The sequence below is a fragment of the Pseudonocardia kunmingensis genome (genome assembly GCF_006716445.1).
Lineage (GTDB): Bacteria > Actinomycetota > Actinomycetes > Mycobacteriales > Pseudonocardiaceae > Pseudonocardia > Pseudonocardia kunmingensis.
Genome location: NZ_VFPA01000003.1, coordinates 1,359,954 through 1,375,697, shown reverse-complemented (window position 1 = coordinate 1,375,697; position 15,744 = coordinate 1,359,954). Strand labels below are relative to the sequence as shown.

The window sequence follows — 15,744 nt, the reverse complement described above, 5'->3', positions numbered from 1 at the left end:
CGGAATGGCGCTCCGCGCACAGCGTTCGCACAGGTGAGGGACAGCGCATCCCGTGGTCCAGCGGATACCACGGGATCAGCAGGCGCTGTCAGGGGGTCGTGGTGGAGAGTGCGGTCGCGCCGGCCCGGCAGCGGGACTCGTGGTGGCGCAGGCACCACCCGTTGCTGGTGCAGGTGGCCCACTACGTCGTCGTCGGCGGGTTGGCGACCGTGGCCAACGCCGCGGTCTTCCTCCTCCTGCGCACCGGGCTCGACACGGTGCCGGCCAACGTCGTGGCGCTGCTGGTGAGCACCGCCGTGAGCACCGAGGCCAACCACCGCTTCACGTTCGGCGGCGGCGCGGTGCACCGCTGGCGGGCGCGGGTGCAGGTCGGTGGCACCGTGCTGTTCTACGCGTTCTACAGCTCCGCGGTGCTCCTGCTCCTGGAGGCGCTCCTCGAGGACCTCACCCCGGTGCAGGAGTCGCTCGCGGTGGCCGCGGCGAGCGTCCTCGCCGGGATCATCCGGTTCCTGGTGCTGCGGTACTGGGTCTTCGGCGCGGACGAGCCCGAACCTGGCAAGGTGGACGCATGGGACGAACGAGCCTGACCCGGACCACCGCGGCGATCCTCGCCGGCGCGGCCCTGTTCCTGAGCTCCGCAGGGGCGTGCGGCCCCGCGGAGGGGGACGACGACGGCGACGACGCCCCCGGCGTCACGCAGCAGGACGACGACGGTGGTGAGGACGGGCCCGAGGACGGCGACGACTGAGCCGCGGCCGGCCCGTCGGACAACCGGCGGCCGCTGACGGACGGGCCTAGGTTTGTGGCATGGGTGCCACGCAGTCCACCGCCGACGCGTTCGAGCGCAAGCCGGTCGCGCTGACCGAGCGCATCACCTCCGACGGGTCCTCGGCCTGGCCGGTCGAGCCGGGCCGGTACCGGCTCGTCGTGGCCAGGGCGTGCCCGTGGGCGAACCGGAGCGTCATCGTGCGGCGGCTGCTCGGGCTGGAGCCCGTGCTGTCGATGGGCATCGCGGGCCCGCTGCACGACGACCGCAGCTGGCGGTTCCACAACGACCCGGACAACCGGGACCCGGTGCTGGGTATCGAGTACCTGCGGGAGGCCTACGAGAAGGCGCACCCGGGCTTCGACGAGGGCGTGACGGTCCCGACCGTCGTCGAGGTCGCCACCGGCAAGGCGGTGACGAACAACTTCCAGGACCTCACCCTGGACCTGTCCACGCAGTGGCGCGCACTGCACCGCGAGGGCGCCCCCGACCTGTACCCCGAGCAGCACCGCGCGGAGATCGACGAGGTCAACGCCGGCGTCTACGAGGACGTCAACAACGGCGTCTACAAGTGCGGGTTCGCCAAGGGGCAGGGCTCCTACGAGGAGGCCTACCGCGCGCTGTTCGCCCGCCTGGACGCGCTGTCCGAGCGGCTGGCCACGCGGCGCTACCTCGTCGGGGACACGATCACCGAGGCCGACATCCGGCTGTGGGTCACGCTCGTCCGCTTCGACGCGGTCTACCACGGCCACTTCAAGTGCAACCGGGAGAAGCTCACCGAGATGCCGGTGCTGTGGGCGTACTCGCGGGACCTGTTCCAGACCCCCGGCTTCGGCGACACCATCGACTTCGAGCAGATCAAGCAGCACTACTACGGCGTGCATTCCGAGGTGAACCCGACCGGGATCGTCCCGGTCGGGCCCGACCCGCGTGGCTGGCTCACGCCGCACGGCCGGGAGGAGCTGGGTGGACGCCCGTTCGGCGACGGCACCCCGCCCGGCCCGCCGCCGGAGGGGGAGCGGGTGCCGCCGCTGGTCTGAGCGGCGTCATCCGGGCACCGATCACCGCCCGGTGATCCGTCCGAGAAGTACGTAGCTGCGGCGGCGACCGCCATGCCGTACCCCTCGGAACGATCTGCGTGCCCGTCGGGGGCGGGTCGGCGGGAGCGGGCACCCGGAGGAAGATGGGCCCGGATGACCGTTCGACAGCCGCTCGCGGTGCTGCTCGCGACCCTCGCGACGTTGCTCGTGGCCGCAGGCCCCGCGACCGCGACCCCGCCCCCCGCCCCGCCGCCCGCGCCACCGCTCAGCGGCGAGCACGTCGGCCCGGACCGGCTGCCGCGCTGCCCGGCCGTCGTCGCCGCGATGGCGCCGCGGGACCGGCTCGCCCAGCGGCTCATGGTCGGCGTCGACGCGGCCGATCCGCAGGGGGCGGGCGCGGATGTGCGCGCCACGCAGGTGGGCGGGATCTTCCTGCCCGGCAACGCCACCGACCTCCTCACCGACCAGGCGCTGCGCGGGGTGCAGGCGATGTCGCGGATCCCGCTGGCCGTCGCCGTGGACGACGAGGGCGGGCGCGTCCAGCGCATCGACGACCTCGACGGCGAACTGCCCAGCGCCCGGGACATGGCCGCCGAGCTGACCGTGGACCAGGTGCGCGAGCTGGGGGAGGAGCGGGGTGAGGCGCAGGTCGCGCGCGGGGTCACGATGAACCTCGCCCCGACCGTCGACATCACCGGCCGGTCCGCGGCGATCGGCGACCGCGCCTTCGCCGACGACCCGGCCGAGGTCACCGAGTACGCCGCCGCCTTCGCCGAGGGGCAGCGCGCGGCCGGCGTCTACACGGTCCTCAAGCACTTCCCGGGCCACGGGCGCGCCGACGGCGACTCGCACAAGGGTCGGGTCGCCACCCCGCCGCTGGACGCGCTGCGCGACGCGGACCTGCAGCCCTACGCCACCCTGCTCGGCCCGGGTGGCCCGCTCGCGGACGGCCGCACCGGCGTGCTCGTCGGGCACCTCGACGTACCGGGCCTCACCGAGGAGCTGCCCAGCTCGCTCTCGCCCGAGGTCTACGCGCTGCTGCGCGGCGACTACGGCTTCGACGGCCTGGTGCTCACCGACGACCTGGGTGCGATGGACGCCGTCACCGACGAGTTCACGCTGCCCGAGGCCGTCGAGCAGGCGCTGTCGGCAGGCGCGGACATGGCGCTGTGGTCCAGCGGTGGCCGCATCACCCCCGTGCTGGACCACCTGGAACAGGCGCAGCTCGACCCGCGGGCCACGGAGGAGGCGGTCATCCGCATCCTGAAGGCCAAGCGCGTCTGCTCCTGACCCCCGCAGCCCGTCAGCACCTTGGAGCCCTACTGCTGTTCCCACGCCCAGAAATCAGCAGTAGGGCTCCAAGGTGCGGGGTGTTCGCGTCGCCCTAGCGGAGCTTGCCTGCGCGTTCCATCCCCCGTCGCACCGCGTCCGTCAGGTACGGGCGCAGCTGCGTGGGTGGGACGATCACGTCCACCGAGCCCACGCGCTGGGCGCGCTCCACGCTGTGCGCGGCGTCGAACTCGTCGGCGACCTGCCCCAGCACCTCCGCCCGCACGCCGGGACGCAGCGTCGCGAGCTCGTTGGTGAGGCGGGCGGCCTCCTCCTCGGCGCCGTTCTGGCGGGCCTCGGCGATCCGGGCCTCCAGGTCGGCGACGCGGGGGTCGGCGGCGGTGCGCTTGTTCACCTCGCCGGCGAACACGACGGCCGCGGCCGGTGCCCCGCCGAGCACCGAGGCGTAGGAGCCCTCGACGGCGGCGACCTCCATGTTGTCGTTCAGGTAGCCGCTGAACACCACGAACGCGCCGCCGTGGTAGCGCGAGACCACGCAGAACACGATCGGCCCGTCGAAGTTGACGATCGCCCGGCCGATCTCGGCGCCGTACTCGAGCTGCAGCTGGCGCAGCGACTCGGGCGAGCCGTCGAAGCCCGACAGGTTCGCGAGGATCACCAGCGGGCGGTTGCCGCTGGCCGCGTTGATCCCGCGGGCCATCTTCTTCGACGACTTCGGGAACAGGGTGCCCGCCGTGAAGGTCGTCGGCCCGTCCATCGGCAGCTGTCCCCGCCGCGGCAGCGGCCGGGACTCGACGCCGATCAGGGAGATCGGCTGCCCGCCCAGGTGCGCGTCGAGGACGACCACGCCGTCGGCGTCGATCATGTCGACCCAGCGTTCGAGGGTGGGGTGGTCGTTGTCGGACACCGCGCGCAGCAGCGAACGGATGTCGAAGGGCTTCTTGCGTCCCGGGTTGGCGGTGAAGATCTCGCCGACGGTCGCGAAGTCGCAGCCGGGGCCGGCGTGCGGCGAGTCGGAGATGTCGCGGTCGGCCGGGTCGGTGGTCGGCGCGGGCCGCGGGAACCGCTCGCCGGGAGCGCGGTAGGTGTGGGCGTAGTGCGCCAGCAGCACGTCGATCGCCCCGGACAGGTCGGGCGCCCAGTACTGCGCCTGCCCGTTCGGGCCCATGATCCGGTCGTAGCCGCCGATGCCGAAGTTGTCCTCGGCCGAGACGCCGCCGGAGTAGTCCATCGCCTGCTTGCCGGTCAGGACCATCGCGCTGTCCGGCGTCATGACGAGGATGCCCTTGGTGTGCATGAGCATCGTCGCCTCGGCGTTCCAGTACGGCTGGGCGCCGACGTTGATGCCGGTGACGATGACGTTGACCTCGCCGCCGGCCTGGGTGAACTCGACGATCCCGCGCAGGGCCCTCGCCACCCAGTCCATGTTCTCCACGCCGGAGTCCATGGCGATCTTGGCGCCCGCGGACACCGCGTACCACTCGATCGGCGCGTCCAGGCGGCGGGCCAGCTCGATCGCGGCCAGCACGCGGGCGCACTCCGGTTCGGCGAGCGCACCGAGGGCCTTGGTGGGGTCGCCGATGAGCACGACGCGAGTCATGCCCTCCGGGTACCGCCGCGTCGGCGTGGTGACGGTGCCGAGCACGATGTTGGCGGTGTTGCCGCCCGGCGGGCGCTCGACCACGACCGGCGCCCCGTCCGGGCCGAGGTCGTACTCGGTGAACACGCCGGTCGGGCCGCCGCGGTCGGGGTTGCGCTGCAGCATCGGCACGAGCTCGTACGGGTACACCGCGCCGCGCCGCCGCGCCCGGATCACCTTCTGCGCGTAGGCGTCCAGCTCGCGCAACGGGTGCGTCGGCGGCTCCGTGATCTGCACGGTGAGCCCGGCGCCCGGCGGCCGGGACATCCGCAGGAGGAACTCCCGGGGCGCTCCCGTCCCGTCGCCTGCGTGCCGGAACTGCACGACGACCTGCTCCAGGCCCAGGCCCACCGAGCGCGGGGCGAGGACCCGCACCACCGAGTCGAGCTCGTCCAGCGGAACGTCGACCACCGGCCAGACGTAGAGCAGCACGCGGTTCCACTCCAGGCGCGCGTCCTCCCGGTTGGCCGCGCGGGCCGAGCGCAGCGCGTCCAGGCAGGAGTCGAGCACCTGCTCCAGCTGCGGCAGGGCGCGGATCCGGCCCTCCCCGTTCTCGCCGTTGCGCAGCACGGTGAGCTCGCGGACGTCGGACAGCGCGATCAGCCGCTTGTCGTCGGGCACGTTGCGCCCGACCGCCCGGAACAGGTGCACGTCGATCGGCGCCGGCAGGCGGGTGAGCGCGAAGTCGGTGAGGCGCCACAGCCCGAGCCGCTCGGCGACCATCGGGTGCAGGCCGCGCAGCGTGCGGTCCTCGACCGGCTTGCGGTCCGGGCCTGCCGTGAACGTGAACCACGCACTCCGCTCGTCGCCGTGGGGGCGGCGCACCGCCACCGCGACGCGCGCGAGCCGGTCGGGCAGCCGCCCGAGCATCGCGCGGATCTTCTCGGCGGAGCGCTCCGGATCCTCGTCGGGTGCCTCGCCTGCGATGACGTAGAGGTCGAGCAGCACGACCCGGTCGGCGGGCAGCTGCGCGATGAGCCGGCGCAGGTCGCCCTGCACGGTCATCGGGTCGCCCCACGACGGCGCGTCGGAGGCGGTGTGCACGGTGGTGGCGAGCACGAGCAGCTCGCGGCCCTCGTGCTCGTAGCCCGCGGTGAGCAGCGGGCGGCCGCCGCGGTCGGTGACCTCCAGGTCGTGCAGCCGGCGGATGCGGTAGTAGCGCCGCGTCATCACCTCGAGCATCGCGGCGTGGTGCTGCGCGCCGAACACCCCGAGGATCGGCTCGCCCGCGGAGACGATCGTGTCGATCTGCCCGGCCCGCGTGGCCGGGTCGTCGGACAGGCGGTCGAGCTCGGCGCGCACCTCGGCCTGGCCCTCGGCCCGCTCGGCGGCGATCAGCGGCGCGTCGAACAGCGTGTAGCGCACCCGCCGGGCGAGGCTGCCGACGACGGGGTGGCGCAGCTGGGTGGCCGTGACCAGCCGGTCGAGCACGCGCTGGTAGTCCTCGCGAGCGGCCGGGGGCAGCGAGTCGGGGTGGCGCAGCCGCCACTGCAGCAGCTCCAGCACCACGGGGACGTGCGCCGTGGCCCGCCGGTGGGCGAGGAACATCCGGTAGAGCGCGCTGTGCAGCGCGTCGCCGGACACGGTGTCGGACGGCGCCAGGTCGGTGACGCCGTAGTGGGCGAGCGCGCGCCGCAGCCGTTCGCGGAACGACTCCGGCAGCCCCTCGGCGTCGGCGTCGCGGGAGCGCAGGAACGCATACAGGTACTCCTGCGGGTTGCGCGCCTCCTCGCCCGCCGGGTCGACCTGCTGCGTCTCGTCCTCCGGGCCGCGCCGGTTGCGCGACAGGGCGCAGAGGTCGGCGAAGATGCGCAGCGCCGCCGTCTCGCCCGCGAGCACGCGGGGGTCGTCGGGCATGAGCTGCTCGCGCGCCGCGGTGAGCGCGGCCAGCAGCGGCTGCGCGTCCCGCTCGTCGATGTCGTAGCCGAGCACGAGGTAGCGCAGCGACGTGAGGGCGTCGGCGGCCACCGCGCCCGCGTCGGTACCGGCGACCGGGGGACCTGCCAGCTGGGAGAAGTCGGCGCGGTCGCCGACGGCTGCGCCGCCCGCGTCGGCGTCGGGCTCCAGGCGGACGAGCTTGGTGCCGCCCTCCACCTGCGTGTTCGCCGCGACCAGCACCTCCCGCACCCGCCCGGCGACGGGTGCGCGCAGCGCCGTCTCCAGCTTCATGCTCTCCACGACGGCGACGACGTCACCGGCCTCGACCTCGTCACCAGGGGCCACCGGGAGGGCGACGATCATCGCCGGCGCCGGGGCGCGGACCAGGCCGGCCTCACCGCCGGAGATGCGGTGGACCGCCCCGTCGACCTCGACGAGGAAGTCCGAGCCCTGCGGCACCGACAGCACGGAGTAGGACCGCCCGGCCACGGCGAGCTTGCGCTCGAACCGGCCGGTGCGCTCGGCGTCGACGTCGACGGCCTTCCCGTCCAGCTCCACGTGGTAGCGGTTGCCGCGGGACTGCGCGACGCGCAGCCGGTAGGACTCGCCCGCGGCGCGGACGTCGACCTGGTACCAGGTCTCGTGGCCCACCTCGGGCCGCCCGCGCTCGGCGGAGGCGAACAGCCGTTCCCGCTGGCGGGCCACGTGGGCGTCCTGGGCCTCGACGGCCGTGGCGAGCAGCGCGACGTCCAGGCGCCGCGGCGGCTCGTAGCCGTCGGCCATCATCGTGTCGAGCCAGGTGGTGTCGGTCTGCCCGGAGCGCACCTCGGGGCGGTCGAGCAGGTCGAGCAGGAACGCCTTGTTCGTGGTGCCGCCGTCGATGACGGCCGCGGTCTGGCTCAGCGCCCGGCGCAGGCGCGCGCGTGCCTCGCCGCGGTCCCGGCCCCACGCGATCACCTTGGCGATCATCGAGTCGAACTGGGGCGGGATCACGTCGCCCGCGGCGACGCCGGTGTCGACGCGGACGCCGGGGCCGCTGGGCAGCGCGAGGTGCTCGATGCGCCCGGGCGCGGGCGCGAAGCCCTGCTCGGGGTCCTCCGCGGTGAGCCGGGCCTCGATGGCGTGCCCGCGGGCGGGCGGCGTCTCCGGCGCGATGTCGGCGAGCTTCCCGCCCATGGCGACGTGCAGCTGCAGCTTGACGATGTCGACGCCGGTGGTGGCCTCGGTGACCGGGTGCTCCACCTGCAGCCGCGTGTTGACCTCGAGGAAGGACAGCAGCCGCTCGCCCGGCTCGTACAGGAACTCGACGGTGCCCGCGTTGACGTACCCCGCGGCGCGCACCAGCTTCGCGGCCGAGGTGCGCAGCAGCTGCTCCTGCTCGGCGTCCAGCGCCGTGGAGGCGGACTCCTCGATCACCTTCTGGTTGCGCCGCTGCACCGAGCAGTCGCGCACGCCGAGCGTCCAGACGTCGCCCGTCGCGTCGGCGACGACCTGCACCTCGACGTGGTGCCCGCCCCGGATCGCGCGCTCCATGAAGACCGTGGCGTCGCCCGCGGTCTTGCCCGCCTCCGAGCCGGCGCGCTCGAACGCCTCCGCGAGCTGGTCGGGGGAGTCGACCCGGCGGATGCCGCGGCCGCCGCCGCCCGCGGTGGCCTTGACCATGAGCGGGTAGCCGATCCGCTCGGCGTGCTCGCGGGCCGCGTCGACGTCGGCCACCGGGCCGCCGCTCCACGCCGCCATCGGCACGCCGACCTCCTCGGCCAGCACCTTCGACGCGATCTTGTCGCCGAGCCGCTCCATCACCTCGGGCGACGGGCCGACGAAGACGATGCCGAGCTCGCGGCACAGCCGGGCGAAGTCGGCCTTCTCGGACACGAAGCCCCAGCCGGGCCACACGGCGTCGGCCCGGGCCGTGCGCAGTCCCCGCTCGAGCTCGACGTGGTCGAGGTAGGGGCTGGTGGCGAACGCCTGGTCCGGGTCGTCCGGGCCGATGAGGACCGCCTCGTCGGCCTCGCGGACGAACATGGCGTTGCGGTCGACGGCGGTGTAGAGCGCGATCGTGCGCAGCGGGCGGCGCCCGTTCCCCCCGCCCCCGTCGTCCTCGGCCTCGGCGTTCCACTCGCGCACGGCGTGGATCAACCGCATCGCGGGCTCGCCGCGGTTGACGATGGCGACCCGCTGGAACGACGCCGGCTCGAACTCCGTCACGATCTTCTTCACTCCCCGTCGCTGATGCCCGCTGCACCGTACGCCGCGCCCACCCAACTCGACCGCACCCGCGGTGCACAACCGACAGGCGGGGGACGCCGGGCAGAATGTCCCCCGTGCTCAACGGCTCCGTCCGCACGGCGACCCGGAACGACCTGATCTTCGACGTGCACGAGCTGGGCCCGCCGGGCGGTGACCCGGTCCTGCTCCTGCACGGCTTTCCGCAGCACGGCGACTCGTGGCACGCGGTCGCGACCCGGCTGGCCGAGCGGGGCTACCGCACGCTCGCCCCGGACCAGCGCGGCTACTCGCCGCGGGCGCGACCGCGGGGTCGAGCCGCCTACCGGGGCCGGGAGCTGGTCGCCGACGCGCTCGCGGTGGTGGACGAGCTCGTCGGCCCGGGTGCGCGGGTGCACCTGGTGGGCCACGACTGGGGCGCCGCCGTCGCCTGGCAGCTCGCCGCCCGTCACGGTGAGCGGCTCCGCTCGCTCACGGCCGTGTCGGTGCCCCCGCCCGCGGCGTACCTGCGGTCGCTGCTGACCACGCGGCAGGGCCTGGCGTCCTGGTACGTCTACGCGTTCCAGCTGCCCGGGCTGCCCGAGCGCGTGCTCGGGGCGGGCGGGGCTCCGTTCTCGCGGCGGCTGGTCGCGATGCTGCGCCGCACCGGGCAGTCCCGCGCCGCGGCCGAGCGCGACGCCGCGGGCCTCGCGGACCCGGCCGCGCTCGCCGCGGCACTGAACTGGTACCGGGCCATGTTCACCGAGAAGCCCGGCGGGCCCGCCGCGCCGGTCACGGTGCCCACCCTGTTCGTCTGGAGCGACGGCGACGTCGCGCTCACCCGGCAGTCGGTCGAGCTCGTGCACGAGCACGTGGCCGGGCCGTTCCGCTACGCCGAGCTGCGCGGCGTCAGCCACTGGATCCCCGACGAGGCCCCCGACCAGCTGGCCGAGCTGCTGCTCGAGCACCTGTCCGAGCACCCGGGCTGATGGAGGTCCTCGCAGGCCGCGTGCTGCTGCGCCCCGTCGACATGGCGCGCAGCCTCGCCTTCTACCGCGACGTGCTGGGTCTCGCGATCGCCCGCGAGTTCCCCGGCGGCACCGTGTTCTTCCTCGGCGGCGGGTTCCTGGAGCTCTCGGGCCGCGCCGACGCAGGCCCCGGCCCCGCGGTGGCGCTCTGGCTGCAGGTCCGCGACCTCGCCGCGGCGCACCGCGAGCTCGCCGCCCACGTGGTGCGCGAGCCGCGGGAGGAGCCGTGGGGCCTGCACGAGATGTGGGTCGCCGACCCCGACGGCACGCGCATCGTCCTGGTCGAGGTGCCGACGGAGCACCCACTGCGGTCGGACCCCCGCTGAGAACGGATGACGAACGGCACCCTCGTCGGTTCCTGGCCGACGAAAGTGCCGCTCGTCGGGTCGTCGCCGGTCAGGCCGCCGTCGCTGAGCTCCGGACGGCCTCGGTCGGGAGGGCCTCGCCGACCGGCGGGCGCGGGGTGAGGGCCGCGATCGCCGCGCCGACGAGGGCCGCGCCCGCCGCCGCGAGGAAGATGACCGTGTACGCGCTCCCCGAGGGCAGCAGCCGCCCGCCGACGGTCGTCGTGAGTCCGGTGGTGACCGCCGCGACGACCGCGCTGCACGAGGACGTGCCGAGCATTCGCATCAGGGTGTTCAGGCTGTTGGCGGCGGCGGTCTCACCCGGCGGCACCGCCTGCATGATCAGCAGCGGGATCGCGGAGTAGGCGATCGCCGCCCCGATCGCGGTGGTGGTGGACGCCGCGATGACGAGCGGGATCGATCCCGGCAGCGTCGCCATCAGGATGTTGCCCAGCGCGAGCACCACCGCCCCGAGCACGAGCGAGGTCCGCGCCCCGCGCCGGCGCGACAGCCGGGCCGACACCGGCGAGAAGATCGTCATCGCGGCGCCGATCGGCAGTAGGACCACACCGGCCGCCACGAGCGACAGGCCGAACCCGTACCCGCTGACCTCGGGTGCCTGCAGGACCTGCGTGGTCACCAGGAAGCCGGCGAACATCCCGAAGCCGACGACGATCGAGGCGACGTTCGTCCACAGCACCGCGGGCCGCGCGGAGACCCGCAGGTCGACCAGCGGTGTGCGGCTGCGCAGCTCCCAGCGGACCCACACGGCGATCAGGACCGCGGCGGCGACGAGCAGCCCGAGCACCCGTGTGCTGCTCCAGCCCCACTCGTTGCCCTTGGAGACGGCCAGGAGCAGGCAGACCAGCGCGGCGGACAGGCCCACCGCCCCGAGGACGTCGAAACGCCCGCCGGAGCGCAGCGGGGACTCCCGCACGGCGAGCAGCACGAGCACGAACTGCACCGCGCCGAGCACCGCGGCGCCGGCGAAGAGCCAGCGCCAGCTCGTCTGCTGCGCCACGACGCCGGTGAGCGGCAACCCGATGGCCCCCCCGATGCCCAGCGACGAGCTCATCAGCGCGATCCCGCTGCCGATGCGGGCGGGTGGGAGGACGTCGCGCATGATGCTGATGCCGAGCGCGATCGCGCCCATCGCGACGCCCTGCAGCGCCCGCGCGACGATCAGCACGGCCGCGTTCGGGGCGACGGCGCCGAGCGCCGAGCCGACCGTCACGATCCCGAGCGCGACGAGCAGCATGCGCCGCTTCCCGTACATGTCCCCGAGCCGGCCCAGCACCGGGGCGGAGACGGCCGCGGCCACGAGCGTCGCCGTGACCAGCCAGGCCACCGTGGCGGGCGAGGCCGAGAGGAGCTGCGGGAACTGCGGCAACAACGGGACGACGAGCGTCTGCATCAGCGAGACGGCCAGCCCGCAGGACGCGAGCACGCCGATGACGACGGCCGGACGAGGGGAGGGCACCCCCTCAGAGGAGCACGGGATCGTTGCCATGGGCAAGCATCTGGAAGGAGGAACACCTTCCCGACCCGGTCTGGCCACGGCGGGCCGGGCCGGGCATCCTGTACCGGTCAAGTGGGCCACCGTCCCAGCGTCGCGGCGTGGTCGTCCGCGCCGCCGATGCAGGGAGCGCCGTGAGCACCGCCTTCTCCGACGAGTCCGACGGGTCCGGGTACGACGCCGGTCACGACGCCGGTCACGAGGCGTCCGTCGTCGAGCTGCCCCGGCTCGAGCCGATCCCCGACCTCTCGATCCGCACGCTCGGCCCGGCCCGCATCACCTCGCCGATGGCGACCCTCCTCGACGCCACCCGGACCACCGAGCACTACATCAGCGAGAACGACCGCGTCCTGCTCGACGACACGCTCGCGCGCATCTCCTCGCGAGGGGTCCCGGCGGGCGAGCTGCCCGGGCTCGAGCCCTGCGGCCCCCGTCGCAAGATCTTCTTCGACCCGGCGAAGACACGTGCCGCGATCGTCACGTGCGGTGGGCTGTGCCCCGGCCTGAACGACGTGATCGCCGGCCTCGTCCGCACCCTGACCTACCACTACCGGGTCCGCCGCGTGGTCGGCATCCGCAACGGCTACCAGGGCTTCGTGCCCGGCTACGGCCACGACGTCGTCGACCTGACCCCGGAGTCGGTGCGCGACATCGCCACCGACGGTGGCACCGTGCTCGGCACCTCCCGCGGGCCGCAGGACCCCGAGGAGATCGTCGACTGCCTGGAGCAGCTGCACGTCAACGTGCTGTTCGTGGTGGGCGGCGACGGGTCGATGCGGGGCGCGATGAAGATCGCGCGGACGCTGGAGGAGCGCGGCCTGCGGATCGCGGTGGTCGGCATCCCGAAGACGATCGACAACGACATCCCCTACATCGACCAGAGCTTCGGCTTCCAGACCGCGTTCAGCCTCGCCAGCGACGCGATCCGGGCGGCGCAGGTGGAGGCCAAGTCCACGGCCAACGGGATCGGCCTGGTCAAGCTCATGGGCCGGCACTCCGGCTTCATCGCCTGCTACGCCGCGCTCGCCCGCAGCGGCGCCGACGCGGTGCTGATCCCCGAGGTCCCGTTCGCGCTCGACGGCGAGCAGGGGCTGCTCGCGCACCTGCGGCGGCGGGTGTCCGAGCGCGGGCACGCGGTGGTGGTCGTGGCCGAGGGGGCGGGCCAGGAGCTCATCGGCGAGCCCGACGACGCCGCCCGCGACGCCTCAGGCAACGCGAAGCTGCGCGACATCGGCCCGTGGCTGCGCCGCCGCATCGGCGACCACTTCTCCGACGCGGGCATCGAGACCTCGATCCGCTACATCGACCCCAGCTACGCGATCCGCAGCGTGCCGGCCAACCCCTACGACTCGGTGTACTGCGTGCGGCTGTCGCAGGCGGCGGTGCACGCGGCGATGTCGGGGCGCACCGAGATGGTGGTGGGCCGCTACCGGCGCCGGTTCGTCCACATCCCGATGAGCGTGGCGGTGAGCAGGCGCAACCAGGTCGACCCGCACGGTGACCTGTGGCTGGCGGTACTGGAGTCGACGGGGCAGCCGGTGCGCTTCGCCTGAGCGGCGGGTTGCGTCAGGCTGCGAGGAAAATCGGCGGTCGGAGCGCAGCGCGAGCGGCCTGCTGTCGGAGAGCGTCGCTCGACCAGACTCGTCGGACGATGCGATCTTCGGCAGTCCGCCCGTCATCGAAGCGCCACGACCGTGTCGTGGTGAGGAACCCACTGATGGGATCCCAGCGGGCGGAGGTCGTGACATCGGCAGTGCCGGCAGTCCTCGTCGTGGCGCGAGTGGTGCTCTGCACGTCGCGGCCAGGGTCGGTAAGGGTGCAGATCACGGCCAGGCTCCCCGGTCGGCTGTGGGCCGCGATGGTGTCGAACGCGGCGGCGAGTTCGGTCTCGGTGTGCAGGTAGGCCAGGGTGTTGCCGAGGCAGAGCACCAGATCGAATCTCGCTCCGAGCCTTACGGTCCGCAGGTCCCCCACGCGAAAGCGGATCTGCGGGTGGTGCGCCCGGGCGTGATCGAGGGGCTCGGGCTGGATGTCGACGCCGGCGGCCGACCAGCCTCGTCGCTTATGCAGGTCGGCGAGGACGTGGCCGGTTCCGCAGCCCAGGTCGAGCACGGACTCGATACGGGCGCCCGAGCAGGAGACGGCGTCGAGAACGTCGTCGGCCACGGTGGAATCGGCGTGGAGCTCGTCGTGGAGGGCGGGCTCGCGGTACAGGAGGTTGCCGGCGCTCAGGCTCGCTGCGGTGACGGTACGCATGGCTCCTCGATGCTCGGCGTGGCGGTAGTCGTGGCGGTCATGCTCCGGATCGCGATGTCGAGTGCAAGCATGTCGAAGACGAGCGGTGGTAGTGGTCGTTGCTGGCGTACGTGGCACCAGAGCTGTTCGACCTTGTCGCGGCGGACGAGATCGTGCTCGATCAACGGCGACTGGTCGAGCATCCCGCTGAGCAGCGTGACGGCATGACGGCGAAGTGCGAGGTGCATCGTGTCGGCGAACGACTCGCGTTGGTCGGGGTGGGTGACGGCGCGAGGAAACCCGATCCGGGTGAGCCGCTGGCGCAGGAGCTCCTTACCGGTGCGCCGGTCGACGGGCAGGGACCGGGCGAAGCGGCTGACGCGGGGGTCGGTGTAGGGGGCGATCGGCCAGAGCCCGGCACGGAGGTAGGCAGGGTGGCGGGCCGCGAAGACGAGCAGGGTGGGCAATGCGACAGCAGTGACCGGAGAACAGCCAGCGTCGACATCGGCGAGCGCAGCGCGGGCTCGGTCCGTCAGCCATGGCGGCAAGGGTGGCGGCGTAGTCGACACGCCGCGTTCGGCGGAGGTGCGGCTCATGATCTCGTCGCCGCCGTAGCCGGTGAGCACCGTCCGTGCTCCCGCGCGAGAGAGTCGAGCCCGAAGCGCGTCGAAGGCTTCCTGGTACACGTCACCGTCGGGCTGGTGCGGCCGGGACGGGACGCGTGAGCCGTCGGGGTCCAGTGGCAAGTGCTCGACTGCCGAGACGGTCTCGATCGGGAGCCGCAGGTGTGCACTGATGAGGCTTCGCCGCTGACGCTGAGCCCTGCCGGTCCTTCCGTACACATCGATGCCACCGGCGACGAGCGCACCGTGATGAATGGCGGAGACAGCGATGTTCGCGGAGTCCAGCCCGCCGGACATCTCGACTGCCACGATCTCCTCCGGACCGGACACAACGCCGGCGAGCGCGTGGTCGAGTAGGGCGGTGAAACCGGCGATCGGGTCGGCGCCGGCGCGCAGTGTTCTGGGGCGCAGCACGTGGTGGGCGGGATCCGGGTAACGCAGGCTCAGCCCGGATCCCGGACGCCACACGGCGTGGGTTCCGGCGGTGAGCCGGGTGATCGCCGGAAAGACGGTGTCATGGCTGTAGCGGTGACGGCGGGTCAGTAACCGGGCCACCACGACAGGGGACAGCTCGCCGCCGATGCGACCGACAAGGTCAGTGAGATCCCAGGACCCGATGAGCCGGTCGTCGTCAGCGGCGACGTAGAGGGGGGCGACGCCGCCGTTCCCGGCACGGAGTTGGACGCTCCCGTCACGGATCAGTCGCAGCTCCAAGTGGTCTCCGTGCGGGCGCCGCTCCCGCACCGAGATGCCCTCTCCGTAGGCGTCGGAGCCCCAGGACGAATCCAGAGCCGGGTGCAGGAATGGAGTGATCGAGGAACGATCCGCTCGCCATGACGCTCCATGCCTCGTCCATGTCTGTCCGGGCGTATTGGAGGTGATCGCGAACTTCAACATCGCGGTGCGTCTCCCATCGAATGGGCGATCGAGGAACGGCCGGGGTAGGTGGCACCTCCGCCGGTGCCACCTACCCCGGTTGTGCTTGCTACGCCGCGCAGTGGTGCCGTTGGAGTCCTGGTGACCCGGAGCCTTGCGGGCATACTCGTCAGCCAGAGTCGGGACGCCGATGGCAGCTTCGCCTTCGAAGATCTCGTCATCGTTCACGATGTTCACCTCCTTTCCTCGCTCGTCGTTCAGTGAGCGGCGGCGCCGCTACGAGGTGGACAAGCGGGCTGAGACA

The 15,744-nt window shown here is 73.2% G+C and carries 11 protein-coding genes; 7 read left to right on the top strand and 4 right to left on the bottom strand.

All coding sequences use genetic code 11. The features are described 5' to 3' along the window. The first annotated feature begins 101 nt into the window (after nt 1-101). The 4 genes from FB558_RS29495 to FB558_RS29480 all read left to right on the top strand — a co-directional run bounded on the left by FB558_RS29495 (nt 102) and on the right by FB558_RS29480 (nt 3,096). Nucleotides 102-587 (top strand): GtrA family protein, encoded by a 486-nt coding sequence (locus FB558_RS29495; RefSeq protein WP_170231580.1) that lies wholly within the window; start codon nt 102-104, stop codon nt 585-587. Further along, nucleotides 569-748, top strand: a complete 180-nt coding sequence (locus FB558_RS29490; protein ID WP_142058849.1) for a hypothetical protein — start codon at nt 569-571, stop codon at nt 746-748. The genes FB558_RS29495 and FB558_RS29490 overlap by 19 nt, the downstream gene beginning before the upstream one ends. Before the next feature lie 59 nt (nt 749-807). Next, nucleotides 808-1,806: a glutathione S-transferase family protein gene (locus FB558_RS29485; protein ID WP_142058847.1), complete on the top strand. Its 999-nt coding sequence runs from the start codon at nt 808-810 to the stop codon at nt 1,804-1,806. Between the two features lie 153 nt (nt 1,807-1,959). Next, nucleotides 1,960-3,096 (top strand): glycoside hydrolase family 3 N-terminal domain-containing protein, encoded by a 1,137-nt coding sequence (locus FB558_RS29480; RefSeq protein ID WP_142058845.1) that lies wholly within the window; start codon nt 1,960-1,962, stop codon nt 3,094-3,096. A 94-nt stretch (nt 3,097-3,190) separates the two neighbouring features. On the opposite strand, the gene FB558_RS29475 is transcribed toward FB558_RS29480, so the two are convergent. After that, entirely contained in the window at nt 3,191-8,821 is a 5,631-nt protein-coding gene (locus FB558_RS29475) for an ATP-binding protein (protein ID WP_281288692.1), read from the bottom strand. Nucleotides 8,822-8,937: 116 nt separating this feature from the next. Between FB558_RS29475 and FB558_RS29470 the strand changes: the two genes are divergently transcribed. Further along, a complete protein-coding gene (locus FB558_RS29470) occupies nt 8,938-9,807 on the top strand; it encodes an alpha/beta fold hydrolase (protein ID WP_246106819.1) in 870 nt (289 codons plus the stop codon). Beyond that, nucleotides 9,807-10,172: a VOC family protein gene (locus FB558_RS29465; RefSeq protein WP_142058841.1), complete on the top strand. Its 366-nt coding sequence runs from the start codon at nt 9,807-9,809 to the stop codon at nt 10,170-10,172. Before FB558_RS29470 ends, FB558_RS29465 begins: the two co-directional genes overlap by 1 nt. Before the next feature lie 70 nt (nt 10,173-10,242). Here FB558_RS29465 and FB558_RS29460 read toward each other — a convergent pair whose 3' ends face one another. Continuing rightward, entirely contained in the window at nt 10,243-11,670 is a 1,428-nt protein-coding gene (locus FB558_RS29460; RefSeq protein ID WP_246106818.1) for an MFS transporter, read from the bottom strand. A 254-nt stretch (nt 11,671-11,924) separates the two neighbouring features. On the opposite strand from FB558_RS29460, the gene FB558_RS29455 reads away from it, so the two are divergent. Beyond that, nucleotides 11,925-13,259, top strand: a complete 1,335-nt coding sequence (locus tag FB558_RS29455) for an ATP-dependent 6-phosphofructokinase (protein ID WP_425468099.1) — start codon at nt 11,925-11,927, stop codon at nt 13,257-13,259. 13 nt (nt 13,260-13,272) lie between these two features. On the opposite strand, the gene FB558_RS29450 is transcribed toward FB558_RS29455, so the two are convergent. Together FB558_RS29450 and FB558_RS29445 are read right to left on the bottom strand one after the other, a co-directional pair. Beyond that, nucleotides 13,273-13,962: a class I SAM-dependent methyltransferase gene (locus FB558_RS29450; RefSeq protein WP_142058835.1), complete on the bottom strand. Its 690-nt coding sequence runs from the start codon at nt 13,960-13,962 to the stop codon at nt 13,273-13,275. After that, entirely contained in the window at nt 13,935-15,677 is a 1,743-nt protein-coding gene (locus tag FB558_RS29445; RefSeq protein ID WP_142058833.1) for an asparagine synthetase B family protein, read from the bottom strand. The genes FB558_RS29450 and FB558_RS29445 overlap by 28 nt, the downstream gene beginning before the upstream one ends. Nucleotides 15,678-15,744 lie beyond the last annotated feature (67 nt).